The 25,627-nt window shown below is 68.3% G+C and carries 22 protein-coding genes; 8 read left to right on the top strand and 14 right to left on the bottom strand.

Going from position 1 to position 25,627, the window contains the following annotated elements:
• Positions 1 to 2: 2 nt before the first annotated feature.
• Positions 3 to 1,619, bottom strand: coding sequence for an AMP-binding protein (locus tag ACYVLV_RS02590; RefSeq protein ID WP_460807468.1), 1,617 nt, complete (start codon positions 1,617 to 1,619; stop codon positions 3 to 5).
• A gap of 59 nt (positions 1,620 to 1,678) precedes the next feature.
• On the opposite strand from ACYVLV_RS02590, the gene lepB reads away from it, so the two are divergent.
• Positions 1,679 to 2,401, top strand: a complete 723-nt coding sequence (gene lepB, locus ACYVLV_RS02585; RefSeq protein WP_460807466.1) for a signal peptidase I — start codon at positions 1,679 to 1,681, stop codon at positions 2,399 to 2,401.
• 64 nt (positions 2,402 to 2,465) lie between these two features.
• Positions 2,466 to 3,341 carry a DUF559 domain-containing protein gene (locus ACYVLV_RS02580; RefSeq protein ID WP_460807464.1) on the top strand — a complete coding sequence of 292 codons (876 nt, stop codon included), beginning with the start codon at positions 2,466 to 2,468 and terminating at the stop codon, positions 3,339 to 3,341.
• 88 nt (positions 3,342 to 3,429) lie between these two features.
• Here the strand turns inward: ACYVLV_RS02580 and ACYVLV_RS02575 are convergent, their stop codons facing one another.
• The 4 genes from ACYVLV_RS02575 to ACYVLV_RS02560 are packed head-to-tail and all read right to left on the bottom strand — an operon-like array spanning position 3,430 to position 7,276.
• Entirely contained in the window at positions 3,430 to 3,837 is a 408-nt protein-coding gene (locus tag ACYVLV_RS02575) for an SRPBCC family protein (RefSeq protein WP_460807463.1), read from the bottom strand.
• Positions 3,838 to 3,839: 2 nt separating this feature from the next.
• Positions 3,840 to 5,036 carry an RDD family protein gene (locus ACYVLV_RS02570; RefSeq protein ID WP_460807462.1) on the bottom strand — a complete coding sequence of 399 codons (1,197 nt, stop codon included), beginning with the start codon at positions 5,034 to 5,036 and terminating at the stop codon, positions 3,840 to 3,842.
• Between the two features lie 21 nt (positions 5,037 to 5,057).
• On the bottom strand, positions 5,058 to 6,458 hold the full coding sequence (locus tag ACYVLV_RS02565; RefSeq protein WP_460807461.1) for an FHA domain-containing protein: 1,401 nt from the start codon (positions 6,456 to 6,458) through the stop codon (positions 5,058 to 5,060).
• Positions 6,455 to 7,276: a PP2C family protein-serine/threonine phosphatase gene (locus tag ACYVLV_RS02560; RefSeq protein WP_460807460.1), complete on the bottom strand. Its 822-nt coding sequence runs from the start codon at positions 7,274 to 7,276 to the stop codon at positions 6,455 to 6,457. Before ACYVLV_RS02560 ends, ACYVLV_RS02565 begins: the two co-directional genes overlap by 4 nt.
• 56 nt (positions 7,277 to 7,332) lie before the next feature.
• Here ACYVLV_RS02560 and ACYVLV_RS02555 point away from each other — a divergent pair, with 56 nt between their 5' ends.
• The 4 genes from ACYVLV_RS02555 to ACYVLV_RS02540 all read left to right on the top strand — a co-directional run bounded on the left by ACYVLV_RS02555 (position 7,333) and on the right by ACYVLV_RS02540 (position 15,252).
• Positions 7,333 to 9,627, top strand: a complete 2,295-nt coding sequence (locus ACYVLV_RS02555; RefSeq protein ID WP_460807459.1) for a helicase-associated domain-containing protein — start codon at positions 7,333 to 7,335, stop codon at positions 9,625 to 9,627.
• A 9-nt stretch (positions 9,628 to 9,636) separates the two neighbouring features.
• Positions 9,637 to 9,912 carry a putative quinol monooxygenase gene (locus ACYVLV_RS02550; protein ID WP_460807458.1) on the top strand — a complete coding sequence of 92 codons (276 nt, stop codon included), beginning with the start codon at positions 9,637 to 9,639 and terminating at the stop codon, positions 9,910 to 9,912.
• 67 nt (positions 9,913 to 9,979) lie between these two features.
• Positions 9,980 to 11,611 (top strand): DNA repair helicase XPB, encoded by a 1,632-nt coding sequence (locus tag ACYVLV_RS02545; protein WP_460807457.1) that lies wholly within the window; start codon positions 9,980 to 9,982, stop codon positions 11,609 to 11,611.
• Positions 11,612 to 11,973: 362 nt separating this feature from the next.
• Entirely contained in the window at positions 11,974 to 15,252 is a 3,279-nt protein-coding gene (locus tag ACYVLV_RS02540) for a M14 family metallopeptidase (protein ID WP_460807456.1), read from the top strand.
• Between the two features lie 172 nt (positions 15,253 to 15,424).
• Here ACYVLV_RS02540 and ACYVLV_RS02535 read toward each other — a convergent pair whose 3' ends face one another.
• The 5 genes from ACYVLV_RS02535 to ACYVLV_RS02515 all read right to left on the bottom strand — a co-directional run bounded on the left by ACYVLV_RS02535 (position 15,425) and on the right by ACYVLV_RS02515 (position 19,782).
• Entirely contained in the window at positions 15,425 to 16,504 is a 1,080-nt protein-coding gene (locus ACYVLV_RS02535) for a DNA polymerase domain-containing protein (RefSeq protein ID WP_460807454.1), read from the bottom strand.
• 3 nt (positions 16,505 to 16,507) lie between these two features.
• Positions 16,508 to 16,990, bottom strand: a complete 483-nt coding sequence (locus ACYVLV_RS02530; RefSeq protein ID WP_460807452.1) for a hypothetical protein — start codon at positions 16,988 to 16,990, stop codon at positions 16,508 to 16,510.
• Between the two features lie 53 nt (positions 16,991 to 17,043).
• The gene (locus ACYVLV_RS02525; protein ID WP_460807451.1) at positions 17,044 to 17,418 is read right to left on the bottom strand and encodes a hypothetical protein; all 375 of its coding nucleotides are present in this window, start codon (positions 17,416 to 17,418) and stop codon (positions 17,044 to 17,046) included.
• Positions 17,415 to 18,608, bottom strand: a complete 1,194-nt coding sequence (locus tag ACYVLV_RS02520; RefSeq protein WP_460807450.1) for a fatty acid desaturase family protein — start codon at positions 18,606 to 18,608, stop codon at positions 17,415 to 17,417. Before ACYVLV_RS02520 ends, ACYVLV_RS02525 begins: the two co-directional genes overlap by 4 nt.
• 97 nt (positions 18,609 to 18,705) lie before the next feature.
• Entirely contained in the window at positions 18,706 to 19,782 is a 1,077-nt protein-coding gene (locus ACYVLV_RS02515; protein ID WP_460807449.1) for a ferredoxin reductase, read from the bottom strand.
• A gap of 81 nt (positions 19,783 to 19,863) precedes the next feature.
• Here ACYVLV_RS02515 and msrB point away from each other — a divergent pair, with 81 nt between their 5' ends.
• On the top strand, positions 19,864 to 20,265 hold the full coding sequence (gene msrB / locus ACYVLV_RS02510) for a peptide-methionine (R)-S-oxide reductase MsrB (RefSeq protein WP_460807447.1): 402 nt from the start codon (positions 19,864 to 19,866) through the stop codon (positions 20,263 to 20,265).
• Between the two features lie 249 nt (positions 20,266 to 20,514).
• Here msrB and ACYVLV_RS02505 read toward each other — a convergent pair whose 3' ends face one another.
• Genes ACYVLV_RS02505 through hemG form a run of 3 tightly spaced genes read right to left on the bottom strand, consistent with a single transcriptional unit; the run spans position 20,515 to position 23,308 of the window.
• A complete protein-coding gene (locus ACYVLV_RS02505) occupies positions 20,515 to 21,153 on the bottom strand; it encodes a hypothetical protein (protein ID WP_460807445.1) in 639 nt (212 codons plus the stop codon).
• A gap of 18 nt (positions 21,154 to 21,171) precedes the next feature.
• Positions 21,172 to 21,927: a hydrogen peroxide-dependent heme synthase gene (hemQ, locus tag ACYVLV_RS02500; protein WP_460807443.1), complete on the bottom strand. Its 756-nt coding sequence runs from the start codon at positions 21,925 to 21,927 to the stop codon at positions 21,172 to 21,174.
• Between the two features lie 4 nt (positions 21,928 to 21,931).
• Positions 21,932 to 23,308 carry a protoporphyrinogen oxidase gene (gene hemG, locus ACYVLV_RS02495; RefSeq protein WP_460807440.1) on the bottom strand — a complete coding sequence of 459 codons (1,377 nt, stop codon included), beginning with the start codon at positions 23,306 to 23,308 and terminating at the stop codon, positions 21,932 to 21,934.
• A gap of 50 nt (positions 23,309 to 23,358) precedes the next feature.
• Between hemG and ACYVLV_RS02490 the strand changes: the two genes are divergently transcribed.
• The gene (locus ACYVLV_RS02490) at positions 23,359 to 24,354 is read left to right on the top strand and encodes a DUF4349 domain-containing protein (protein WP_460807439.1); all 996 of its coding nucleotides are present in this window, start codon (positions 23,359 to 23,361) and stop codon (positions 24,352 to 24,354) included.
• Positions 24,355 to 24,543: 189 nt separating this feature from the next.
• Here the strand turns inward: ACYVLV_RS02490 and hemE are convergent, their stop codons facing one another.
• Positions 24,544 to 25,587, bottom strand: a complete 1,044-nt coding sequence (gene hemE, locus ACYVLV_RS02485) for a uroporphyrinogen decarboxylase (RefSeq protein WP_460807437.1) — start codon at positions 25,585 to 25,587, stop codon at positions 24,544 to 24,546.
• Positions 25,588 to 25,627: the final 40 nt, after the last annotated feature.

Genomic DNA, 25,627 nt, shown 5'->3' with positions numbered 1-25,627 from the left:
AGTCAGAGCAACCCCAACTGCTTCGCCGACTCCTCGCGCATCTGCACCTTGCGGATTTTGCCGGTCACCGTCATCGGGAACTCCTCGACCACCATGACGTAGCGCGGGATCTTGAAGTGCGCGAGTTTGCCGGCCGCGAAGGCACGCACCCCGGCTGCATCGAGCGGCTCGGCGCCGGACCGCATCGTCACCCAGGCGCACAGCTCCTCGCCGTACCGCTCGTCTGGGACACCGACGACCTGGACGTCCTCCACGTCGGGGTGGGTGTAGAGGAACTCCTCGATCTCGCGGGGGTAGATGTTCTCGCCGCCGCGGATCACCATGTCCTTGATCCGTCCGACGATGGTGCAGTACCCGTCCTCACGCATCACCGCCAGGTCGCCGGTGTGCATCCATCCCTCCTCGTCGATGGCCTCGGCGGTCTTCTCCTCGTCCTGCCAGTAGCCCAGCATCACCGAGTACCCCTTCGTGCACAGTTCCCCGGTCTCCCCCCGCTCGACCGTGGTCCCCGTCGCCGGGTCGATGACCTTGATCTCGACGTGCGGGTGGACCTTCCCGATCGTGGCGGTGCGCCGTTCGAGGTCGTCGTCGGCCCGGGTCTGACACGACACCGGGCTGGTCTCCGTCATCCCGTAGGCGATCGAGACGCCGGCCATGTTCATCTCGTTCACGCAGCGCTTCATCACCTCGACCGGGCAGATGGAACCGGCCATGATCCCGCTGCGCAGACTCGACAGGTCGTAGTCCTCGAACCCCGGGGTGCTGTGCATCGCGATGAACATGGTCGGGACGCCGTACAGCACCGTGCAGCGCTCGTCCTGCACGGTTTGGAGCGTGGTCACCGGGTCGAACCCTGGGGCGGGGATGACCATCGTGGCGCCATGGCTGGTGCAGCCGAGGTTGCCCATGACCATGCCGAAGCAGTGGTAGAACGGCACCGGGATACAGAGCCGATCGTCCTCGGTGAGTTCGATGGTCTCGGTGGTCAGGTAGCCGTTGTTGAGGATGTTGCGGTGGCTCAGGGTCGCCCCCTTGGGGTAGCCCGTGGTCCCCGAGGTGAACTGGATGTTGATCGGATCCTGGGGCGTCAGTCCGGCCTCGCGGTCGGTGAGCGTCGCAACGTCGACCGACTCGCCCCGAGCGACCAGTTCGGACCAGTCGTCGGTGTCGACGTACACGACGTGTTCGAGGGTGTCGCAACCGCTGCGCACCTCCTCGACCATGCCCTTGTAGTCGCTGGTCTTGAACGAGGTGGTGGCCATCAGCATCTTCAAACCGCTGTGATTGATGGCGTAGGACAGCTCGTGGGTGCGGTACGCCGGGTTGACGTTGACGAGGATGACTCCGGCCCGCGCGGTGGCGTACTGGGCGATCGTCCACTCGGCACAGTTCGGTGCCCACATGCCGACCCGGTCGCCGACCTGTAACCCGACGCCGATCAGGCCGCGTGCCAACGCCTCGACGTCAGCTGCCAGCTCAGCCCACGTCCAGCGGCGACCGCTGGCCACCTCGACCAGAGCCTCCGCGTCGGGGCGTCGGGCGGCGACGCGGGCGAAGTTGGCGCCGATGGTCTCGTCGAGCAGTGGTGGTGTGGTCTCTCCGGCGGCGTAGGACTCCATGGGGAGGAAGTTACGCGGTGTGGACTCGGGTCCGATACCCCCTGCCGTAGGGTCGGCTCGTGGCGAAGACTGATGCGAGCACCAAACGCAAGACACCGTTGTGGTTGGAGACCATCGTCCTCGTTGTCGTCGCCGTGGTCCTGGCTCTGGTGATCAAGACCTTCTTCGTCCAGGCGTTCTACATTCCGTCCTCCTCGATGAAGCCCGGGCTCGTGGTCAACGACCGGATCCTGGTTCAGAAGGTGTCCTACTGGTTCGGCGGCGAGCCCGAACGAGGCGATGTCGTGGTCTTCGAGGACCCCGGTGGCTGGCTCAACGGGCAGGAGAGCGCCCCTGCCAGCCCGATCACCAAAGGCATGGCCAAGATCGGCCTCTACCCCACCGGCGGGCACCTGGTGAAGCGCGTCATCGGCGTCGCCGGGGACACGGTCATGTGCTGCGATGAAGAGGGCAACCTCACGATCAACGGGGTTGCCATCGATGAGGACTCGTTCATCAAACCGCAACGGCAGTGCGACGGGCCGATGGTCAACGGGTGCACCGAGGACTGGACCGTCACCGTCCCGGACGGCTATCTGTTCGTGATGGGCGACAACCGCAACGCCTCCGCGGATTCCTCCGCCCGCCTGTGCGACGAAGCCGACGCGACCTGCGACAACACCGAGGCCTTCGTCCCCGAGGGCTTGGTCGTCGGCAAGGTCAACCTGCTCGTCTGGCCGGTCAGCCACTTCCAGGGGATCGGTCGCCCGGACGCCTTCGACGACGTACCCGACCCCTCCTGACCGCCCAAACCCCGCCTGTGGATAACTCACGGCAGCCGTCCTCCACTTCAGTCATGGTGGCTCGATGGCCCTTTCCGTACTCGACGCACTCGCGATGCTCGGCGGTGTCGCCCGCCGTCAAGACCTCGTTGCCGCCACCTCCCGGTCGGACGTCGAACGGTCCGTACGAACCGGGGAGCTGGTGGCCCTGGGCCGCGGAACCTACGGATCGAGAGGCGCCGACGCTGCTCTAGCTGCCGCGGTTCGAATCAACGGCACGCTGTCCCACCTGAGCGCCGCCCTTCACCATCAGTGGGCGGTCAAACAGACCCCTGCACTCCCCCAGATCACCGTTCCCCGGGGCCGCAAGCTGAGTCCTGATCAGAAGCACGGGGCGATCATCCTCCGCGCCGACCTGGATCCAGACGACGTCATCGACGCAGTCACCAGCCGTGACCTCACTCTGGTGGATTGTCTGCGCCGCGAACCGTTCGATTCCGCCTTGGCCGTGGTGGACTCCGCGATCAGGTCCGGTTTCCCGCCCGGACGTCTCCATGCCCTGGCTCGTGACGCCCGCGGGCCGAACTCCGTGCGCATGCGCTCGGTCGCGGCGCACGCGTCCGGCGCAGCATCGAATCCGTTCGAGTCCGTCCTACGAGCCATCGGACTCGACGTCCCCGGGCTGAGCTTGAGACCTCAAGTCCCCATCTTCGCGACGGAATTCATCGGTCGTCCTGATCTGGTCGACACAGAGCTTCGCATCATCGCCGAGGCGGATTCGTTCGCTTGGCACGGTGACCGCGCTGCCCTCCGATCCGACGCGCGTCGATACGACACGTTGGTGGTCAACGGCTGGCTGGTTCTCCGATTCGCCTGGGAGGACGTGATGTTCCACCCCGACTGGGTCCGATGGGTGCTCATCGAGGCAGTCGAACTCAGGTCAGGCCGACGAGTCGCGTAAAAGTACGTACAGAGTTGGCGCTATCGAGCGCTGACCCCGCACTAAGTCAAGCCAGACAGACCGACTGGCGTCCGGTATGTACGTAGTTCTACGTGGCCTCGGCGCGTTCGATCAGGCGCTGCAGGGCGATCGGTGCATCGTGGGTGACCATCGGCCCGATGTCGTCGGCCCCCGGCCCCTCGATGGTCGTGCTCACCGTGATCTGGGAGCCTCCCGATGCTGCCGGCACCACCACGTGGTCGATACGGATCACGAGTTCACCCATGTCGAGCCGATCCAGGTAGCGCGCCCCGTCCTCCACGACCTCGAGAGTCACGGGCACCTCGATACCCCCACCCAGCGTCATCGTCCCCGTCGCGCCGGCGACGAAGCCTTCGGCGAGGGCAACCGCCTCGACCGCCGGATCCCAGTCCGGCCACGTCGTCGTGTCGCTCCACAGCGCCCACACCGCGTGGGGTGGCGCGGTGGTCGTCACCGTGCGTGAGTACTCGAACATCCTCAACTCCGTTTCACAGTCATGCTTCGGTCGCCGAACCGGACGATGTCAGCATCGACCAGCGTCGCCGGACGCCCGGCCGCCAACGGTTTGGCGATCCCTTGGCGCACGATCGTCGATCCGTTGGTCGACCCCCGATCCATAACCACGAGGACGTCGTCCGGTGTCACCTGGAACTGGGCGTGGGTCTTGGAGATCGACATGTCCGCCGATCGCAGGGGTACGACGTGCCGCACCGTCTCTCCTGCTCTCGGCTCGGGTCGCCGCCCGACCAGCGCAAGCCCCTCGACGATGAAGTCCTCCCCGCTGTCGAACACGACCCGCCAACTCACGGACGTCCCCGGCACTGGCACCGGCTGTGGAGCAGGCGTGATGGGCTCCCGGCGCCGGGTGGCACCGTTGTCGGGCTCGGCGCCCGTGCTGACCGGTGCCGGCGGAGAAACAGGTCTCGGTGGGCTCGATGGCGGGGTCGATGGCGAGGTCGAGGGCGGAGGGCCGGTCGGAGGGGGGCCCAGAGGCACAGGACCCGTCGGAGGCGGGGACGAGGGCGGCGGACCACTCGGACGCGGAGTCATCGGCACCGGACCCGCCGAGCCGGGGATAGGGACGGGTACGGTCGGCGGCAGTTGCGAACCCGCCGTGGCCGCGGCCACCTGAGCGGGCGACATGAGCCGCATCGCCGTCAGGTTCACCATCTGCCGGGGCCGCCCTGCTCCGGGCGTCTCCTCGACCGGAACAGGTCGTACGTCGATCACCACCGAACCCGTGCGGTGGTCATGCCAACCACGGCGCCAGCCACCCGGATCCATCACCGCCGTCCACGCCAGGGTCGCCACCCCCAGGCCGACGGTCGGCAGTGCCGCCACCCCCAAGATGCCGCCTCGCAGCAGGGCTGCGGAGAAGCCGATCGGCGTGCCGTTGTGGTGGTCCACGACCCGCAGCCCGACCAGCGCCTTGCCCGGCGAGGTCCCGCGGGTTCCGAGGAGCGCCGCCTGGGCGACCCCGACGAGCAGCACGGTCAGCGCGATGCTGGTGATGCCCAGAACTGTCCGCCCCTCGGCGAACACGAACCGCACCGCCACGAGCACCATCGCGGCGTAGATCCCCCAGACCACCACCCGGTCCAGGGCATAGGCGTAGAACCGGCGGTCGAGTTCCGCGGCCGGGTAGGCGGCAGCGCTACGGGTGGGTGCGTTCATGGCGAGCGGTTCGCGGGCCGATCACTCGGGCCTGGTGACCTGGATGGTCACGCCGTCGCCGAGGTTGATCACCGCACCCGGAAGCAGTTGAACGGCGATCCCGGGTTTGAGGTCCTCCGGCTCGAGGCCGGGTTGCACCAGCACGGTTCCGTTGGTGGATCCCATGTCGGTGACGACGGCCGTGCCGTGGTCGACCCCCGTGCCCGGACGGACCTCGAGGTGGGTGGAGGAGATCTCCTGGAGGCGGCTGGGCACGGTGAGCAGTCTCGGTTGTTCGGCGGAGGTGAACCGTCTTGCTTCCGGGGCTCGTCCGATGAGGATCACCCGGTCGACGTCCACCGAGTCCCCGTTGGAGACCAACAGGCGCGCCACGGTGCGCGTCACGCTCGGGGCCTCGGGCTGACCGGGGATGCCGGGCGCGGATCGTGGGTACTCCTCACCGGGGAACCCGGCTTGGGTCATCCCGTCGTGGTCGTCCTGGTTGTCCACCGGGTCGCCTGACTCATCGTCGCCTCCCGCGAAATGGGAGGTCGGCGGCTCCGGCAACGGCGGAACCGACGCTAGAGGCGGGGGCGGCGGGATCGAGGGTGCGGCAGGCATGGAGTCGGCCGAGACGCTGACGATCGGGAACATCTCTGTCTCCGCTCCGGCGTCTATCTCCTCCGGCTCCGGCTCCGGCTCCGGCTCCGACTCGGGCTCGGGCTCGGGCTCCGGCTCCGGCTCCGGCTCCGGCTCAACCTCCGGCTCCGGCTCCGGCTCGGGCTCGGGCTCGGGCTCGGGCTCGGGAACAGGCTCAGTGTCAGGCAGCTCGTCAAGGCCGGGCATCTCCGTCTCGGCGACGCTCACACTCGGCGAGAGCCAATCATCGGCGGCCTCGTCCGGCACGGCCACCGGGCCGACGGCCCCAACCGCTCCGAGAGCCGAGCCCTCCGCGGGCAGTCCGCCGGCCAGCACAGGGCCGGCCAGAACGACCGCTGGGTGGTTCAGTCGACCGACCCGGACCAACCCGCCCGGCAGCGGGAGGTCGTCGCCGTCCGTGACGTCCTGGTCCTCGACGGAGATCTGAAGTGACTCCACCGCGTCGAAGGTCCGGTCGACCCAGGTGCCGACCGCCGAGCCGTGCACCTGCTCGTCTCCTGCGGCGGTCACCACCGTGGCCGAGACGGCCGCGCCGCGGACCAGCAGACGGGTCTCGGCGCCCAGTCCGATCAGGGCGAAAGCGGGAAGTCCACTCAGGCCCCCCGAAACCAGGGCGTCCAGGACGGTGTCGAAGTCAGCGGCATCATCAGCGGCCTCCCACAGCGCCGCGACGCGATCCTTCGCGGAAGCAGGGACCAGCACCCCCACGTGCTCCCCGACCACGCCGAACCAGGCACCGGGTCGGTAGGACCAACGGATCTGCTCACCAACTGTGTCGCTCACGGCAAAGCTCCCAACTTCTCTTCAAGACTCATCCGCTGCTGCTCGGTGTCGTAGGGGCGGTCGGCGGCCAATCCCACCACATCGACGACCACGGCGGTCGCGTTGTCCTTGCCCCCGGCCGCGACGGCGGCAGCCACCACCCGATCCGCTGCGTCGCGCGGGTCCTCCACCGCACCCATGATCTCGGCGATCTCGGAGTCGTCGAGCATTCCGCTGACCCCGTCGGAGCACAGGAGGAGCCTCTCGACGGAGGCCAACGGGAGCACGAAGAAGTCCGCCTCCGTGCTGCCCCTTCCCCCCAGCGCCCGCGTGATGATGTGCCGGTCCGGGTGCACCGCCGCGTCGGCCTCGGTGATCCTTCCGGCGTCGATGAGTTCTTGTACGACGCTGTGGTCGACGCTGATCCGCTCCAGTTCGCCGTCGTGGAAGCGGTAGATCCGCGAGTCCCCGAGGTTGGCCAGCAGCCATCTGGTCTGGCCCTCATCCTCGATCACCAGAGCCGCCACAACAGTGGTCCCGGCCGCGAAACGGGGGGCACCCTCAGCACGGCGGCGCTCGTCGTACTCGGCGATCCGCTGTTGACAATCCAGCAGCGTCGCGGCGATCAGATCCGGGCCTGCTGTGGCGTCGTAGCCGGCGCGGGCCAGCTTGGTGAACTCCTCCACCACGATCCGGCTGGCCACGTCCCCTCGGTCGTGGCCCCCCATCCCGTCAGCGACGACGAACACCGGAGATTCGGCCAGAAAGGCGTCCTCGTTGACCTCTCGGACCCGTCCGACATCGGTGGCGGCCCCGTGGTGCAGTTCGACGTCACTCATCGCGATGGCCACCTCGGGCTGCTGGGTCCGGTGAGCCCTCGGCTAGCGTGGCCCCGATGGGTACGACGACCAGCGGGCCCGGGTACCGCTCCCTGGCCGACCAATTGCGGGACTGGTCGGATGCACAGCTGTCCCGCCTGCTGTTGTTGCGCCCGGACCTGGCCACTCCAGCTCCTCACGATTTCGGTCAACTCGCCTCCCGAGCCTCGGTGCGCGCCTCGTTGTGGCGTGCCCTGGACAGTCTGTCGCGCCTGGAGCTCTCTGTGTTGGATGCCCTCGTCGTGGCGGGACAAACCTCTCGGGACGAACTACTTGCGCTGGTCCACGCCGAACCCGCCGTCACGCACCAGGCCATCGAGACCCTGATCGACCTCGGTGTCGCCTGGGAGTCCACCCAGGGACTCCGTCCGCTCACGGGCGTGGCCGAGGGCTTGACCGGGGGGCCGGCGCGAGGGGTCAGCGCTCTGCGGCCCCGCTCACCCGAGCCCGGAACACCCGCCGAGATCCAGCAACACCTGTCCGCGCTCTCGCCCCGAGCCCGGGCGATGCTCGACCACGTCGACACCCACGGCGGGGAGGCCACCGCCGGCTCGGCCAGGCTCACCGTCTCCGCCGAGGACGCCCGGACGCCCGCCGAGGAGTTGATCGCCCGTCGGTTGCTCGTCCCACGAGCCGGCGGCACCGTGGTCATCCCGGGCGAAGTGGGACTCACGCTCCGCGGTGGTCACACCACCCGCGAGCCCGTTGGCATCCCACCCGGTCTGGCCACCGCCGATCGCCCGGCCGCGATGGTCGACCGTGCCGCCGCGGGGGCCGCGTTCGAGTTCTCCCGCCGGGTCGAGCTGCTCCTCGACACGTGGAGCACCCACCCTCCGGCCCAGTTGCGCAGCGGTGGCCTTGGGGTGCGCGATCTGAAGGCGACCGCGCAGCAGATGCAGGTCAGCGAGACCGACGCCGCCCTGTTGATCGAGACGGCCGCAGCCGCAGGCCTGCTGGCCGCCCGCGCCGACGCGGACGGAAACCCCGTCTGGGTGCCCACGGACACCTTCGACACCTGGAGTTCCCGGCCGACCGCCCTTCGCTGGTTGAGCCTGGTCACCGCCTGGCGCGACAGTCCCCGAGCGATCGCCCTGATCGGGACCCGGGACTCCGCCGGGAAGACCTGGAACGCGCTGGCTCCCGATCTCACCGGCCACACGTTGGTGGAGTCCCGCCGGATGGCGTTGGAGGTGATGGCCGATCCGACGCTGCTGCCTCCGGGGCAGGTCCTGGCCGCTGGCACCGGGGTCCCCTCCCTGGTCGAACGAATCTCCTGGCAGCGTCCCCGTCGACACGCGGCCCGGGCCCAGGAGGTCGCCGACGCCCTCGACCAGGCCGCCACCCTCGGCCTGGTCGCTCTCGGTGGTCTCGCGTCCTACGCCCGGGAGGGTTTGGACGGTGAGACCATCACCGACGCCCTGACTGCGCTGCTCCCGACCCCCGTGGACCACGTCCTGATCCAGGCCGATCTGACGGCCGTGGCTCCCGGACCGCTGGAGTCCGATCTGGCCCGCCGGCTTCAGCTGCTGGCCGACGTGGAGTCCCAGGGCGGGGCGACGGTCTACCGGTTCGCCGCGACCTCGCTGCGCCGGGCCCTGGACGCGGGATGGACCGCCGCCGAGATCCACGAGTTCCTCGGGGCTGTGTCCCGCACCCCTGTCCCCCAGCCCCTCGCCTACCTCGTCGACGACACGGTGCGGACCTTCGGCAGCATCCGCGTCGGTCACGCCGAGGCCTTTCTGCGAGCCGATGACGAGTCGACGCTGGCTGAACTGCTCGGCAATCCCAAAGCCGCGTCTTTGGGATTGCGGCGGATCGCGCCCACCGTGCTGATCAGCAGTACGCCGCTGGATGTGCTCCTACCCCGGCTGCGAGAGATCGGGGCGGCCCCGGTCGTCGAGGCCGCGGACGGCACCGTGCAGGTGACCCGCCCCGACGTACTGCGTGCGCGGTCCCGGAGAGGTCGTCCCAGCCCGGCCCGCGCAGCCCGGGAGGAGATCCGCGTGGCCTCCACGATCACCGCGATCCGCTCCGGTGAGCGGGCTGCCGCCTCCAGTCCTGCTCGTTCCGGGCTGAGCCCCAGCGGCTCGCTGGCCGCGCTGAGGAACGCCATCGAGTCCGGTGGCTCGGTGCTGATCGGGTATGTCGACAACCACGGCTCGGCCAGCGACCGGATCGTGGATCCCCTCACCCTGGACGGCGGCCAACTCACCGCCCACGACCACCGGGCCGACGACACCCGCTCCTATGCGGTCCATCGCATCACCTCGGTGCGTCCGGTCGACACCGGCCCTGAAACCGGCTCCGTCTAGCGTGACGTCATGATCATCGTCACCGGCTTCCTCACCGTCGCCCCCGGCCGCCGCGACCGGTTCCTCGAGATCTCCCTGCCCTCGGTGCGCCAGGCCCGCGAACACCCCTCCTGCCTGGACTTCGCGGTCAGCCCCGATCCGATCGATCCGGCGCGGGTGAACATCGCCGAGCGGTGGGCGGACCGGGCGGCGCTCGAGGGGTTCCGCGGCACCGGAGCGGACGATGAGATGGGCGAGCTGATCCTGAGCATCGACGTGGACGAGTTCGACGTACTCGAGTCGTGAAGCGGTCCTGACCCCGACCCTCCTCCACGATGAGGGGGCCTCACCTCCCGCGCCGTAGGCTCGTGCGGTGACCGACGGACCCCTGATCGTGCAGTCGGACAAGACTCTGCTGCTGGAGATCGACCATGAGCAGGCAGCTGATTGCCGCAAGGCCATCGCCCCGTTCGCTGAGTTGGAACGATCTCCCGAACACATCCACACCTATCGGTTGACACCGCTGGGGCTGTGGAACGCGCGCGCCGCCGGACACGACGCCGAGCAGGTGGTCAACACCCTGCTGGAGTACTCCCGCTACGCGGTGCCCCACGCGCTGCTCGTCGACGTCGCCGAGACCATGGCGCGCTACGGGCGACTACGGCTGGAGAAGAATCCCGTGCACGGTCTTGTGCTGGCCTCCAACGACCGCCCGGTGCTCGAGGAGGTGCTGCGAGCCAAGAAGATCCAGGGCATGATCGGGGCTCGGATCGACGACGACACCGTCGCGGTGCACGCCTCAGAACGCGGCAATCTGAAGCAGGCCCTGCTGAAGATCGGCTGGCCGGCGGAGGACTTCGCGGGCTACGTCGACGGCGAGGCCCACCCGATCGAACTCGACGAGTCCGAGTGGCAGTTGCGCGACTACCAGCGCGACGCCGCGGACTCCTTCTGGCACGGCGGCTCCGGTGTGGTCGTGCTGCCCTGCGGTGCGGGCAAGACCCTGGTCGGTGCCGCCGCGATGGCTCACGCCAAGGCCACGACCCTGATCCTCGTCACCAACACGGTCTCGGCCCGGCAGTGGAAGGACGAGCTGATTCGGCGTACCTCGCTGACCGAGGAGGAGATCGGCGAGTACTCCGGTTCGGTCAAGGAGGTCCGCCCCGTCACGATCGCGACGTACCAGGTGATGACGACCAAGCGGAAGGGCGTCTACTCCCACCTCGAACTGCTCGACGCCCGCGACTGGGGTCTGGTGGTGTACGACGAGGTGCACCTGTTGCCGGCCCCGATCTTCCGGATGACCGCCAACCTCCAGGCCCGCCGTCGCATCGGCCTCACCGCGACGTTGGTGCGTGAGGACGGCCGCGAGGGCGATGTGTTCTCGCTGATCGGCCCGAAGCGGTACGACGCCCCGTGGAAGGACATCGAGGCGCAGGGATGGATCGCCCCGGCCGACTGTGTCGAGGTGCGGGTGACGCTGCCGGAGAGCGACCGGTTGGTCTACGCCACCTCCGAACCGGAGGAGCGCTACCGGCTGGCCGCCTGCACCCACAAGAAGATCGACGTCGTGCAACGGCTGGTCAAGGAGCACCTCGGACAGCCCACGCTCGTGATCGGGCAGTACATCGATCAGCTCGACGAGATCGGTGCGGTGCTCGATGCTCCGGTGATCAAGGGCGAAACCCCGGTCAGGGAGCGTCAGCGTCTCTTCGAAGGCTTCCGGACCGGGGAGATCCCTCTGCTGGTCGTCAGCAAGGTCGCCAACTTCTCGATCGACCTCCCCTCGGCCGAGGTGGCCATCCAGGTGTCTGGGTCCTTCGGCTCCCGTCAGGAGGAGGCACAGCGCCTCGGCCGCCTGTTGCGCCCCAAGGGCGAGGGCAAGTCGGCACACTTCTACACGATCGTGTCGCGTGACACCGTCGACGCCGACTTCGCGCAGAACCGGCAGCGGTTCTTGGCGGAGCAGGGGTACGCCTACCGGATCACCGATGCCGAAGCGTGAGAGCGCGAGGAACGAGTGGTCGAACTGCGAGGCATCGCATAGGACCGATGCCGAAGCGTGAGAGCGCTCGGTGCCGAAGCGTGAGAGCGCGAGGAACGAGTGGTCGAACTGCGAGGTGCCGCATCAGCAGGAACGAGTGGTCGAACTGCGAGGCGCCGCATGAGCAGGAACGAGTGGTCGAACTGCGAGGCATCGCATGGGTCCGATGCCGAAGCGTGAGAGCACTCGAAAGCGAGACAGCGCGTATTCACGCTGGTGACAACCCCCCAGCCACATATTGAGAATTCTGCGTCCGATAACACCACTGGACCGAATTGTCAGACAGTCTGACTCTCTCCACCCCTGAGAGAGAAGAGAACATCGTGCTCAGACTCCGTTCCCGCATCGGGATGACCGGCCTGGCGCTCGTCGCCTCCGCCCTGGTCGCTCCCAGCGCCGCAGTAGCCGATCCGGATGATCCTCGACCCCGGGTTTCTCCAACGGCGCCCGGCGTCTCCGAGGGTCGTGGTGCAGACACCACCGCTGTGGCCCCCTCCATCGAGGAGGCGGAGGTCATTCGCCAAGCGGCGGCAGCCCCTTCGGTCACCGACCCTCTCGTCATGCCCACGTCCTACCCCTCTCAACCTTCGTTGCGTTTCTACCGCGACAACCCCGATGACGCGGCCACGGCTGCGGGCCTGCTGAGCCACCCGGATCTCGCCCCGCGCCTGACCGAATGGATGGAGCAGAGCGATCGCATCTCCACCCAGATCGTCGGACAGACCGAGCTAGGTCGCGACCTCTACCTCGTCACCGTGACCGCCCCCGAGCGAGCGGAGGACACCGCGCAACAGAAGGTGTGGCGCGACACGATCAAGAACGACCCCGAGGCCGCCGCGGCCGATGCCGCGCTGCTCTCGCAGTACAAGACGCCGGTCTGGTTCAGCGGCAACATCCACGGCAACGAGTGGGAGGGCACCGACGGGATCATGGCGTACATCGACTACCTGGTGAACTCACCCCTGTCGGAGGTCGGCGGCATCCTGCGGAACAACCGGTTGTACTTCTCCTTGTCGTTGAACCCCGACGGCCGTACCGCCGCTACCCGCACGCCCGGAGCGGGCCTGGACATCAACCGGGACATGATCACCAATGTCCTGAACGAATCGATCTCCTTCGTCCGGACCGCCCAGGCGGTGCAACCGATCTACTCGGCCGATCTCCACGGCTACACCCGGGTGCTGCAGATCGAGCCCACCGGTCCGCCGCACGGCTCGAACTACGAGTACGACGTCTACCTGCCGCATAACTACGACATGGCCTTGCAGGTCGAGCAGGAAGTCGTAGACGCGGAGATCCCGGGGAACACCTACTACGACGTCACCACCGGCTCCGTCGTGGACGACAACACCGGGCCGGACACGGCGCACGTCAAGATCCCCTACCGCGACACCCCGAGCGGCTGGGACGACTTCCCGCCGATCTTCACCGCTCAGTACGCCGCCTTCTACGGTGCGGCGACCTCCACGGTGGAACTGCCGCTGCGCCGCGGCGCCCCGGGTGGGCGACAGACTCCGGAGAACGGCGTCGTCAACACCGCCGTGGCCCTGCAGACCATCACGAGCATGGTCGACTACATGAACGACTCCAGCAACGCCCGCGCCATGCTCGCCGACCAGATCGAGGTCTTCCGACGTGCCGTGGCCGGTGAGGCCAAGACCTCGCTGACCCTGGACAACATCGCCGATGTCCCGGGACCCGACCAGTGGAAGTCTCTCTGGGACGTGGCTGACGACCAGGAGCCGGTGAGCCTCCCGCGGGCCTACGTGATCCCCACCGGGGACGACCAGCGCTCCTCCAGCGACGCCAATGGCCTCGTCGAGTCGTTGCTGTTCCACGACATCGAGGTCGGCACGCTCGACGCACCCGCCGCCGTCGGTGGCACCACCTACCCGGCCGGTTCGTACGTCGTGGACATGCACCAGCCGCTTCGCGGCCTGGCCAACTCGCTGCTCGACCTCGGAGACGACATCTCCGACAAGGTGCCGTCGATGTACGACATCTCGGCGTGGAGTTACTCCTTCCTCTGGGGTGCCACGGTCGACAAGGTCGGCTCGGTGACCGATGACTCGCTAGGCGCGACCACCCCGGTGACCACTCCGACCGAACTCGCTTCGGTGGCGGAGGGCGCGTACCTCACCCTCGACCTGACCGGCACCGCGGAAGTCCGGGCCGTCAACGCCCTGTTGGACGACGGCGTAGACGCGTCGCTGCTCCCCGACGGCTCGGTCGTGGTGGGCCCAGAGGGTCGCACCAGCGCACAGGCCGCGGCCGACGAGTTCGACGTGGCCTTCGAAGCCGCTACCGCGGCCGACCTCGCAGCGCTGTCCGACGAAGCGACGCGTGGTCTCGGAGAGGTCGACATGGCCTACGTCGGCTCCCAGGAGGACTTCCTCTCGTTGAACGAGTTGGGCTTCGACAATCCTGTGCGGATCACCTCCGGCACGCTCAACGCCGATCCCAGCCTCCTCGATGGCGTCGAGATCCTGTGGATCACCTCCACCTTCGACCTCGAGGAGGGCTCGGCCGGCCGCACCGCCGTACAGGCCTTCGTCGACGCCGGCGGAGCCATCGTCGGTCGCACTAACCGAGGCTTCGAAGCCGCGAGCAGCTACGGGCTCGTGTCCGGAACACCCGTCACGGGCAACTCGAGCGGCAACGGCATCGTTGACGTCGACACCGCCCCCGACTCGTTCCTCAAGCCCTACGAGCAGGACAGCGCGTTCTTCTACCCGGCCTACTGGTTCACCGACCTCGGTGACGAGACCACGGTGGAACAGTCCTATGCGGCTGACCCGCTCCTCGCCGGGCACTGGCGCCCACGCGTTTCGGGTGGAGTCACCACTCCGACCGGTCCCGACGATGCGGCCAACCAGGCCGCGGTCGTCTCCGGCGAAGCCGCCTCCGGTGCCCGTGCCGTCATCTTCGGCACCTCGGTCTTCTTCCGAACCCACCCCAAGGGTGGGATGAGCCAAGCCGGGCGGGCGATCTTCTGGGCCGCTCCCGAGGGCGATGGCGTCACCGCGCCCGAGGAGCCGACGGCCACCACGGTGTCGCTCAGCGGTCCGGGCTCCATCCGGTACCCGCAGGATGCGTCGTACGACGTCTCGGTCGCCTCGTCCGGCGAGGAGACCCCGGCCGGGTCGGTCGAGTTGCTGGTCGACGACGCCGTCGTGGCTGAGTCCGATGTCGTGGACGGTGCGGCGACCCTGGTGGCCGCCGGTCAGACTCCGGGCTCCTACCAGGTCACGGCGCGCTTCACCCCCGACTCCGCTCCGTCGGAGCCGACCACCAGCGCACCGGTCGAGCTGTCAGTGGCCAAGGCCAAGGCGTTCACCCGCTTGATCGCCCGTCAGACCGCGGGGCCGGGCAAGGTGAAGGCCACCGTCAAGCTCCGCATCCCGGGGCTGCAGCCTCGCGCCACGGTCGTCCTGCGGGACCGGGGCAGCAAGGTCCGCACCTTCAAGGTGCGCGGTTCGTCGGGTCAGCGCACGATCACCGTCCGACTCGGCAAGGGGCGTCACACGCTCCGCGCGGTCGTCCCCGGCACCCCCCTGGTGGCGACGAGTCGGTCGAACAAGGTGAAGCTGGTCATCCGCTGATGATCTGAGCGACACCCATGTGGGCCGACCCCACCGCCTCGACGAGGCGGTGGGGTCGGCCTTTTGTCGCGTCGGTTCGGCGGCCAACCGAAGTACTGACCGAACGGCACAGAATCACCCGAATTCGGCCCATTTCGGGCCGATTTCGTTTGTTCTGTCAGTAGTTCGGTTGCTACTCGACGCGGTTGCCCTCGGCGTCCCAGTGGTCGGCGACCTTCTTGCTCGGTTGGACCCGGGGCGGCTCGCCGGGCATCTTCGGGTGGTCGGGCGGGAAGTTCATCTCCCCCAGACCGGACTCCTCGTACAGGCTCAGCAGCGGCTCGAGGGAGTAGGCCTCGGCGTCCATCGCTTCCCACGGATCACCATCGGCCAGCCGCTCCGGGACGGTGAACAGGTTGAACTCTCGGGGGTCGGAGATCTCGGCGAGGTCGGCCCACGCGAGCGGCGTCGAGACGGGCGCTCCGGCGATGGGACGCAGGGAGTACGCCGAGGCGATGGTCCGGTCCCGGCAGTTCTGGTTGAAGTCCACGAAGATCCGTTCCCCCCGCTCCTCCTTCCACCACGCGGTGGTGACCTGCTCGTCGCGCTTCTCCAACTCCCGGCCGAACCCGATCGCGGCATGACGGACGTCTCCGAAGTCCCACTCGGGGCGGATCCGCACGAAGATGTGCACCCCTCGGTTCCCGGAGGTCTTCACGAAGCCGGTGAGGCCCACCTCATCCAGGAGTTCGCGGGCCACCCCGGCCACCCGCACCGCGTCGGTGAAGACCGTGCCGGGCTGTGGGTCGAGGTCGATGCGCAGCTCGTCGGGCCTGTCCACGTCCGCGCGGCGTACCGGCCAGGGGTGGAAGGTCAGGGTCCCCATGTGGGCGCACCAGACCGGCACCGCGATCTCGGTGGGGCAGATCTCGTCGGCCTTGCGCCCGCTGGGGAAGGTGATCTCCACGGTCTCGAGATAGTCCGGAGCCCCCTTGGGCACCCGCTTCTGGTAGAACGCATCGGCGTTGCGATCCCCCGGACCGGTCGCCAACTTCATGCCCTCGCGCACTCCGGAGGTCCAGCGTTCCAGCGCCGTTGGACGTTCCCGCAGGGCTCGCATCAATCCGTCGTCGACCGAGGCGAAGTACTCGGCCACCATGAGCTTGGTGACCTCGGGGGTGTGCTCGGTGGCCTCGTAGATCACCCGGTCCGGGCTGGACACGCGCACGCTTCGCCCGCCGGCTTCGACCTCGACCGCGGCTACCTTCGCCATGACCTACTTCTTCTTCGGGGTGCTCTTGGGTGAGGTCGTGGTGGCGTTGCTCTTGGCGTTGCGGGCGCGGGCCTTCTTCACCACGGGCTCGCTGCGGATCATCTCGCTGATCCCCAGGGCCGGGGAGGCCAACGTCTCCATCGCATCGACGACGGCGCTGTGGCTGGCGGCCATCTTCTCCACGACCTGCGCCATCTCCATCTGCAGTGCGGCGAAGGAGGTCATCGCGTTGGCCAGGTTGCGCTGGCTGGTCAGCAGCGCCTCCATCGGTTTGGTGCTCGAGGCGGCCAGGTCACCCACGGCCGCGATCAGGGCGGTGACCCGTTGCAGGGTCTCGTCGGGATGAGCGATGCCGCTCGCCCCGGCACGCCCCGCACTCACCACTCCGTCGAAGGTGTCGTTGAGCAGATCGAGCGCCTTCTTCTGCGACGCGGTCAGCAACTGCCACGGGTCCGCCATGTCGATCTCCTCATCGGGGCCGGTCATTCCTGTCCTCGACCGTAGAGGAACCCGGCGCCCGACGGGTGGAGGTTGAGAAGTCAGACCACCGAGTTCGGTTGGAAGGTGGGGTGCTCCTCGGTCTCGTCCCGTCCCGGTCGGACGAACTCGAACCCGGAGGTGGTCAGCACCTCCCACGTTGCGTCTGCTCCTGGCACAGCGAGCAGCGCCGTGGCGCACTCGAGGTGCATCGGCGGGGCGTAGAACGCGTTGCGGCCCACCTCCCGCGGGGTCCCCACGAATGCCACCGGTCGCCTCAGCGGGCGTCCGCAGGATCCGCAGACCCTACTCAACGCGCACTGGGTGACCCGCTCACGGTTCAGGCTCTCGACCGGACCCAGATCAGTGGCGGCCGGGTCCCAGGCGAACGGGCCCGCTGTCGCCCCGGTCACCTGCCCGGTCGGGTGTTGCCTCATGCCGAGACCCGGCGGGACCAGCCTCCGGCCTCGGTACGCCGCGCAGGCCGCAGGGAGTCGGGGATCCGGCCACGCTCGACCGGCGCCGAAGGCGGTTCGGGCGAGTCGTCCTTGGTCCACGAGTTGGGCAACGACAGCTTGAAGATCGTCCGCAGGGTCTCGCCGTACTGCTTGCGGATCGGTCCGGTGGTGTAGGGGATGTCGTACTTGTGGCACAACGCCTGCATCTTGACCGCGATCTCGGGGTAGCGGTTGCTGGGCAGATCGGGGAACGCGTGGTGCTCGATCTGGTAGTTCAGGGAACCGGCCATGATCGTCATCAACTTGCCCCCGTCGAAGTTGGCCGAGCCCAGCATCTGGCGCAGGTACCACTCCGCGCGGGTCTCGGTCTCCACCTCCTCCTTGGTGAAGTGGAGCGCGCCGTCGGGGAAGTGACCCATGAAGATGACCATGTAGGACCACAGGTTGCGGGTCAGGTTCGCGCTCGCGTTGGCTTTGAGCGTGGACTTCCAGTTGGGTCCGCTCAGGGCGGGGTAGACGATGTAGTCCTTGAGGATCTGGTTGCGACCCTTCTTGAGGATCTGCCCGAGTTGCCGCTTCATCACCTTCGGGTCCTTCTCGCCCTTGCGGATGGCGTCGAGGTCGAGGTCGTGCAACGAGACCCCCCACTGGAACAACCCGGCGAGCAGGGCGTTGTAGACCGGCTGACCCAGATAGACCGGGTGCCACTTCTGCTCGCGCGCCATCCGGAGGATGCCGTAGCCGATGTCGTTGTCATAGCCGAGCACGTTGGTGAACTGGTGGTGGATGTAGTTGTGCGAGTGCTTCCACTGCTCGGCCGGCTGGGCGGTGTCCCATTCCCAGTTGCTGGAGTGGATCTCGGGGTCGTTCATCCAGTCCCACTGCCCGTGCATGACGTTGTGGCCGATCTCCATGTTCTCGAGGATCTTGGCCATGGCGAGCATGGTCGCGCCGGCCGCGAAGGCCGGCTTCTTGTGGCTGGCGAACAGCGCGACCCGGCCGCCCAACGCGAGTCCCCGCTGGATCCGGATGATCCTGCGGATGTACGCCGCATCGGAGGCTCCGCGCGACTCCTCGATCTCGGCGCGGATCGCGTCGAGCTCGCGCCCGAGTTGCTCCACGTCCTCCTCGGTGAGGTGGGTGTATTCCTTGACGTCGGCGATGGCCATGAGGGATTTCCTTTCGCGTTCCGGTGGTTTCGAGGCTCGGCCGCGGGCGGCCACGCACCTCAACCACCTGTGGCTGGGTGATCGAGCTGGTCGAGATTCAGATGTCGAAGGTGCAGTCGTTGACCGCGGCGGTGACGCAGGTCTGCACCTGCTCGTTCGGCTGGTTGTACTCCTCGCCGTTGCGCAGGTCGCGGATCGTTCCGGAGACCTTGGTGACCGTGCAGGTGTGGCAGATCCCCATTCGGCAGCCGAAGGGCATTCCGACACCGGCCTGCTCGCCGGCCTCGAGGATGGTCGTGGCGCCGTCGGCCTCGACCGTTTTGTTGGAGTTGCGGAAGGTCAGGCTGCCGCCCTCCCCCGCCTCGCCGGTCAGGGCCAGCGAGAAGCGTTCGAGGTGCAATCGGTCGGCACGGTCCTGCTCGGCCCAGTGTTGTTCGGCCGCGTCCAACATCGGGCCCGGCCCACAGGCCCAGGTCTCGCGCTCGCGCCAGTCCGGGCACAGCGTGTCCAGCCCCTCGAGACCGAAGATCCCATCGGCGTCGGAGTGATGCTCGTGGAAGGTCAGGCTCGACCACTTCTCGTCCAGATCGAGCAGTTCGTCGCGAAAGATCATCCGCTCGGGCGTGGTCGAGGAGTAGTGCACGACGACGTCGGACAGGTTGTTGCGCCGGTCCATCGTGCGCAGCATGGCCATCACCGGAGTGATCCCACTGCCGCCGACGAGGAAGAGCATCTGCGCCGGGGGCGGATCCGGCAGGATGAAGTCGCCCTCGGGTTTGGCCAGACGCACGATGGTGCCCGGCGTCAGACCCTTGACCAGGTGACCGGACATCTTTCCCTCAGGCATCGCTCGCACGGTGATCTCGATGGTGCGCCGGCTGCGCTTGGGCGGCGAACTCACCGAGTAGGAGCGCCACTGGAACTTGCCCTCCACCTGGACCCCGATGCCGACGTACTGGCCGGGGCTGTGGTCGTACTTCCAACCCCAACCCGGTCGGATCACCAGTGTCGCGGCGTCCTCGGTCTCGGGGATCACCTTCTCGATGCGCCCACGGAGCTCGCGTGAACTCCACAGGGGGTTCACCAGCGAGAGGTAGTCGTCGGGGTGGAGGGGGGTAGTGAGTTTGTCGCCGAGAGTGCGCACTCGCTCCCACGACACAGCAGCGCCAGTCATGAAGTGAGTGAACACGTGTTTACTCGATTTCGCAACCGAATCGTCAGAACTTCTCACCAGGTGACTCCGTACAATTGAGCCATGGCTTACAACGTGGAAAAGACCGACGCCGAGTGGAAGTCCGAGCTCAGCCGGGAGGAGTACGCCGTGCTGCGCAAGGCCGGCACCGAGCGCGCCTTCAAGGGCGAGTACACCGACACCGAGACCACCGGCGTCTACAAATGCAAAGCATGCTCATCGACGCTGTTCGAGTCCGACACCAAGTTCCACTCCGGGTGCGGCTGGCCGTCGTTCTACCAGCCGATCAGCGACACCGTCGAGTACATCGACGACTCCACCATGGGGATGAAGCGCACCGAGGTCCGCTGCGCCAACTGCGGCTCGCACCTCGGCCATGTCTTCCCCGACGGCCACGGCACCCCCACCGGTGACCGCTACTGCATCAACTCGATCAGCCTCACCCTGGAGCCCAAGGGCGCCTGACCTCGCCCCACCACGCTGGTTGAGGTGTGACGAGCGCCAGCGACGAGCCCAGGGGTGACGCTGGTTGAGGTGCGAGGCGCGAGGAGCGCCAGCGACGAGCCTCGAAACCCGGTTCCGACAACGCGGACCCTGGGTGGATCGAAGTGCTCGGTTTCGAGGCTCGGGCCTGGCGGCCTTCACACCTCAACCAGCGCACGGCCGCCCCGCTGGCCGAAGCGCCTCCAAAGCCGGCACCCGGGTGCGATCGAGTCAGGTCACGTCGACCAGGGCGGAAGTCACCAAGACCACGTCGGTGCCATAGGCGTCGTCGAGGTAGTCCTGGATCGAACCGTCGTCGTAGGTGACGTCGAGGTAGACGTGGTCCGCGTCGGCGTACTGGCTCTGCGCCCCGGGAAGCGCTCCGACCTCGGCGGCGATCGTCTCGAGTTCCTCCGCTGAGTACGCCGATCCCGGCTCCGGCGGGCCGGGTGGTTCCTCGTAGAACGAGTCGTAGAGCGCCGCGATGATGGAGTCGCTCACCGTGAACTCCGTGCCGTCCCAGGTCCCGGTCAGGGAGTAGAGCCCCCAGCGGACAGCACCCTCCTCCTCGAAGCCGCCGCCGCCGTAGGTGTCCCAGTCCCAGTTGGAGATCGGCGGCCCGCCGCATTGGGGTGGATAGGACTCGGCCACCGGGCCCAGGCAGAGCTCGACGGGACCCTGCCCGGTGTCCATGACGGTGGCGAGGTTGGTCGTGCGAACCACACCCGAGGGCACGGGGACCTGCTCGAGAGCTGGCACCTGGTCAGCCGCGCCATCGTCGCGGGCCACGGGGTCGCTGTTGCCGGCACAGGCAGAGGCCAGCAGGAACACCGGTAGGGCTGCGGCGACGAGGGCCGTACGGGACGTCATGGTGATCTGACGTCCGACTCAGGGAAGTCGTTCCACCAGTTGCGCGATGGGGGTCAGCGCGCCGGTGTAGAAGGGCACCTCTTCACGCACGTGACGGCGTGCGGCACTGGCTCGCAGATCTCGCATGAGGTCGACGATGCGGTGCAGTTCGTCGGCCTCGAAGGCCAACATCCACTCGTAGTCGCCCAGCGCGAAGGAAGCGACGGTGTTCGCGCGCACGTCCGGGTAGGGCCGGGCCTGCATGCCGTGCTCCTTGAGCATGCCGCGACGCTCCTCGTCGGGCAGGAGGTACCACTCGTAGGACCGCACGAAGGGGTAGACGCAGATGTGCTTCTTGGGCGCCTCTCCGTCCATGAACGCCGGCACGTGGGACTTGTTGAACTCGGCCGGGCGGTGCAGGGCCAACTGCGACCAGACCGGCGCCATCCGGGAGCCGAAGGCGGTCCGACGGAAGCGGTGGTAGGCCGACTGCAGGTCGACGCTGTCCTCGGCGTGCCACCAGATCATCACGTCGGCGTCGGCCCGGAGCCCGCTGACGTCGTACACACCTCGGACGATCACCCCGGCCTGGTCGAGGTCGGCGAAGAGTTCCTCGACCTCGACGCCCTCGGCCGCGCGGTCGCTGTCCTTGCCGAGGACCTCGTCGAGGCGGAAGACCGACCACATCGTGTACTGGATGGACTCGTTGATCTCGCGGAGTCGGGAGGCATTCGACTGGGGCGTGGGGGTTTCGCTCAACGGGGCGCTCGCAGTGTCGTTCATCGGGTCACTCATGGGTTCATTGTGCCGCGCCGACCTCGGCGACCGCGCGGTGGGCGCTCCCGATCACGGCCGGCACGCCGACCCCGTCGTACGCCGCCCCGCACAGCGCCAGCCCCGGCACCTGGGCCACCGCGTCCCGGATCCGACGGACCCGGTCGAGGTGACCCGGGGCGTACTGCGGCAACCCGCCACCCCAGCGCTGCACGAAGGTGTCGACGGGCTGGACGTCGGCATCCAGACCCGTCGCTGCCCTGAGGTCCGCGAGGGACCACGCGACCAGTTCCTCGGCGGTGGCCTGGAGGGAACGCTCCTCCCCCAGCCGTCCCATCGACGTGCGAAGCAGGACGACGTCCTCGGCCCGACCCGCGGCGCCCACCCAGCCCCACTTGGCGAACGAGAAGGTCGCAGCCTTGATGGTGCGGGCGTCGATCGGGGGCACCAGGAAGCCGGACGCGGCGGTGTCGATCAGCGCCTGCGCGTCCCGACGCCTCAGTGCCAGGGTGACCACGACGACGGAGGCCGATTCGATGCCGGCGAGTTCGGCTGCGGCCGTGGGGCTCAGGTCGGCGATCAGTCGAGAGGTTGCGGCGGCCGGAGTCGCGAGGACGACGCGATCGGCGATCAGGGTCTCGGGCGCGGGGACCGATCCGGTGACGAGGGTGAAGCCGCCCTCGGGTCGGCCACGGAGTTCGCGGACGGTGACGCCGGTCCGGACCTCGACGCCCTGGGCCAGGGTTTCGGCGAGGGTCGCCATGCCCCCGTCGAGTCCAGCGAAGACCGGCACTCCGGGATCCCCGATGACGGTGCCCTGGGTGGGCGGGACGAGCGAGCCCCGTTCGGCGAGTGCGGCGAGTTGGGGGATGGCGGCCCGCACGGAGATCTCACGGGCGCGGCCGGCGTACACGCCACCGAGGAGGGGTTCGACGAGCCGATCGGTGACCTCGTCGCCGAAGCGTCGGGCGACCAGGTCGCCCACCGAGACATCGGCGTCGGGGTCGAGAAGGTCGATCTGCTCGTGCCGAGCCCGCTCCACACCGGCCGGGCTGAGCACCCCGGAGGCGGCCAACTGGTCGATGTCCAGAGGAGCGCCCATCATCGTTCGAGGCAACGGTCGGAGCTCGTCGCGCGTCCAGATCCGCGACGATGCCGTGGTCGGATGCACGACGTCGAGCCCCAGCGTCCGCGCCAGAGCGACGCCCTCGGGTCGACGGTTCAGCATCGCCTCTGCGCCCACGTCGACGGCGACCCCGGCGACCACCTCGCGGCGCAACTTGCCGCCGATCCGGTCACTAGCCTCGAGGACCACGACCTCGTGGCCGGCGTCGACCAGGTCCCTCGCCGCGGTCAGTCCCGCGACCCCGGCCCCCACGACAACGATCCGCTGCGACTGCACCCGACCAGCCTGCCATGGAACCGGTGCGACCTGCGCCGCGTCGTACCAGCATGACCACGCTGCCCAGCCTCCTGCACACCCGAGGTCGCCGACTCGTCGCGGCCGCCGCGCTCGCCCTGCTCACCGTCGGGGCGGTCGGCTTCGCCACCGGCGGGGACACCCCGTTGACCGCCAGCTCCGCCGATCAGAGCTCCACCGACGCCGGAGCCAGCGGCGCCGAGGTCCCACAGCCCACCAGCGAGCGTCCTCAAGCATCTTCCGACGCACCGAAGGCCGGCGGATCCCTGGCGTACGCCGCCGACGCAGCCGACCTCGACACCTCCGTCGCCCGAGAGTCGGTCGAGAACGACAACGCTGAGCGCAAGCTGATCTCCAACGGCAACGTCGCCCTCCAGTCCGACGACGTCGCTCAGACCCAGTTCGACGTGGTCGGCGTCTCGGACAAGTACGCCGGCGAGGTCGAGTCCAAGGAGAGCCAGACCGACAAGCAGGGCGAGGTGATCCGTTCCCGGCTGGTGCTGCGGATCCCCACCGCCCAGTTCATCGCCGCCATGGATGACCTGTCGACCACCGCGCAACTGTTGAACAACAACTCCTCGACCGCCGACGTCACCACCGAGGTCCTCGACAAGGACATCCGGATCAAGATCCAGCGCGACAGCATCGACCGGATCGCGTTGCTACTCGATCGGGCGCAGAACATCCGCGACATCGTCAGCATCGAGGCGCAGCTGTCGCGCCGTCAGGCCGATCTCGCCACGTTGGAGCAGAAGCAGCGCTACCTCGCCGATCAGACCGCCATGTCGACGGTGACGGTCTCGATCCAGCAGACCCCGGACGCGAAGAAGGGGCCCAAGGAGGATCGCGACACCGCCGGTTTCTTCGTCGGCCTCGCAGACGGCTGGGATGCCCTGAAGGGCCTGGCCACCGATGCCTCGACCGCCGTCGGTGCGGTTCTGCCCTTCGCCCTGGTCGCGGGAGTGATCGGCTTCCCGATCTGGACCGTTCTACGCCGTAGGCGCCGGGCCGTGCCCCACGCCGGTTGAGGTACGACGAGCGCAGCGAGGACCCTCGAAACCCGGCTCCATCAGCGCGGCCTGCCGCTGGTTGAGGTGCGAGGAGCCCCCGGGCGACGAGCCTCGAAACCCGGCTCCGTCAACGCGACCCTTGGGCGTAAGGGTGCTCGGTTTCGAGGCTCAGGCCTAGCGGCCTTCACACCTCAACCAGCGCGGCGATCAGTCCAGCGGGTAGGACTGGACGAACTCGGTGAGCCGCTTGAGCTGGTCGGGGTCGGTGGAGGGGATGACCCCATGGCCCAGGTTGAAGATGTGGCCCTTGGCCGCGCGGCCGGCCTCGATGATCTCGGCGGCGCGGGAGGTCATCACCTCCGGTGGGGCGAAGACGAGCGTCGGGTCGAGGTTTCCCTGGACCACCCGGTCACCGACCCGCGGGATCGCGTCGGCGAGCGGCGTACGCCAGTCGACGCCGACCACGTCGGCCCCGGCCTCACCCATCAGCGTGAGCAGGTTGGAGGTGCCGACCCCGAAGTGGATGCGGGGCACCCCCAGCGCGCCGGCCCGCTCCAGCACCCGGGCGGAATGAGGCATCACGTGGGTCTCGTAGTCGGCGGGAGTCAGGGCTCCGGCCCAGGAGTCGAAGAGCTGCACCGCCGAGGCGCCGGCGGCGACCTGGACCTCGAGGTACGCCGCGGCGATGCCCCCGATCTTGCGCATCAACGCGTCCCAGATGTCTGGGGCGCCGAACATCATGGCCTTGGTCTTGGCGTGCTCCTTGGAGGGGCCGCCCTCGACGAGGTACGACGCGACGGTGAACGGAGCGCCGGCGAAGCCGATGAGCGGGGTCGTGCCGAGCTCGGCGACCAGGTTGCCGACCGCGGTGGTCACGAAGTCGACGTGATCGGGGGTCAGATCCGGAATCGCGGCCACGTCGGCCAACGTCTCGACCGGCTTGGCCACCACCGGTCCGATCCCCGGCTTGATGTCCAGGTCGACGCCCACGGCTTTGAGCGGCAGCACGATGTCGGAGAAGAAGATGGCTGCATCGACGCCGTAGCGGCGTACGGGCTGCAGGGTGATCTCGGTGACCAGGTCGGGGTTCATGCACGATTCGAGCATCCCGACGCCCTCGCGGACGGCGAGGTACTCCGGCAACGACCGGCCCGCCTGGCGCATGAACCACACAGGGGTGTGGTCCACGGCCTCGCCCCGGGCCGCGGCGAGGAAGGTGCTGGGGGTCGAACCGCTGGTCTGAGTGCTCACTGCGCAACTCTCTCAGGCGATCCAAGTCGCTCCGGCGGCG

The organism is Nocardioides salsibiostraticola (genome assembly GCF_054783655.1).
The sequence above is the reverse complement of the archived record's forward strand: the minus strand, read 5'-3'. Positions and strand labels throughout refer to the sequence as shown.

What these genes read in the sequence shown, in the direction of transcription:
- ACYVLV_RS02570 (WP_460807462.1), bottom strand. Translation starts at nt 5,036, where the DNA reads ATGAACGCACCCACCCGTAGCGCTGCCGCCTACCCGGCCGCGGAACTC.
- ACYVLV_RS02515 (WP_460807449.1), bottom strand. Translation starts at nt 19,782, where the DNA reads ATGACTGGCGCTGCTGTGTCGTGGGAGCGAGTGCGCACTCTCGGCGAC.
- ACYVLV_RS02520 (WP_460807450.1), bottom strand. Translation starts at nt 18,608, where the DNA reads ATGGCCATCGCCGACGTCAAGGAATACACCCACCTCACCGAGGAGGAC.
- ACYVLV_RS02580 (WP_460807464.1), top strand. Translation starts at nt 2,466, where the DNA reads ATGGCCCTTTCCGTACTCGACGCACTCGCGATGCTCGGCGGTGTCGCC.
- ACYVLV_RS02590 (WP_460807468.1), bottom strand. Translation starts at nt 1,619, where the DNA reads ATGGAGTCCTACGCCGCCGGAGAGACCACACCACCACTGCTCGACGAG.
- ACYVLV_RS02575 (WP_460807463.1), bottom strand. Translation starts at nt 3,837, where the DNA reads ATGTTCGAGTACTCACGCACGGTGACGACCACCGCGCCACCCCACGCG.
- ACYVLV_RS02560 (WP_460807460.1), bottom strand. Translation starts at nt 7,276, where the DNA reads ATGAGTGACGTCGAACTGCACCACGGGGCCGCCACCGATGTCGGACGG.
- ACYVLV_RS02525 (WP_460807451.1), bottom strand. Translation starts at nt 17,418, where the DNA reads ATGAGGCAACACCCGACCGGGCAGGTGACCGGGGCGACAGCGGGCCCG.
- ACYVLV_RS02535 (WP_460807454.1), bottom strand. Translation starts at nt 16,504, where the DNA reads ATGGCGAAGGTAGCCGCGGTCGAGGTCGAAGCCGGCGGGCGAAGCGTG.
- msrB (WP_460807447.1), top strand. Translation starts at nt 19,864, where the DNA reads ATGGCTTACAACGTGGAAAAGACCGACGCCGAGTGGAAGTCCGAGCTC.
- ACYVLV_RS02490 (WP_460807439.1), top strand. Translation starts at nt 23,359, where the DNA reads ATGACCACGCTGCCCAGCCTCCTGCACACCCGAGGTCGCCGACTCGTC.
- ACYVLV_RS02555 (WP_460807459.1), top strand. Translation starts at nt 7,333, where the DNA reads ATGGGTACGACGACCAGCGGGCCCGGGTACCGCTCCCTGGCCGACCAA.
- ACYVLV_RS02550 (WP_460807458.1), top strand. Translation starts at nt 9,637, where the DNA reads ATGATCATCGTCACCGGCTTCCTCACCGTCGCCCCCGGCCGCCGCGAC.
- ACYVLV_RS02530 (WP_460807452.1), bottom strand. Translation starts at nt 16,990, where the DNA reads ATGACCGGCCCCGATGAGGAGATCGACATGGCGGACCCGTGGCAGTTG.
- hemQ (WP_460807443.1), bottom strand. Translation starts at nt 21,927, where the DNA reads ATGAGTGACCCGATGAACGACACTGCGAGCGCCCCGTTGAGCGAAACC.
- ACYVLV_RS02505 (WP_460807445.1), bottom strand. Translation starts at nt 21,153, where the DNA reads ATGACGTCCCGTACGGCCCTCGTCGCCGCAGCCCTACCGGTGTTCCTG.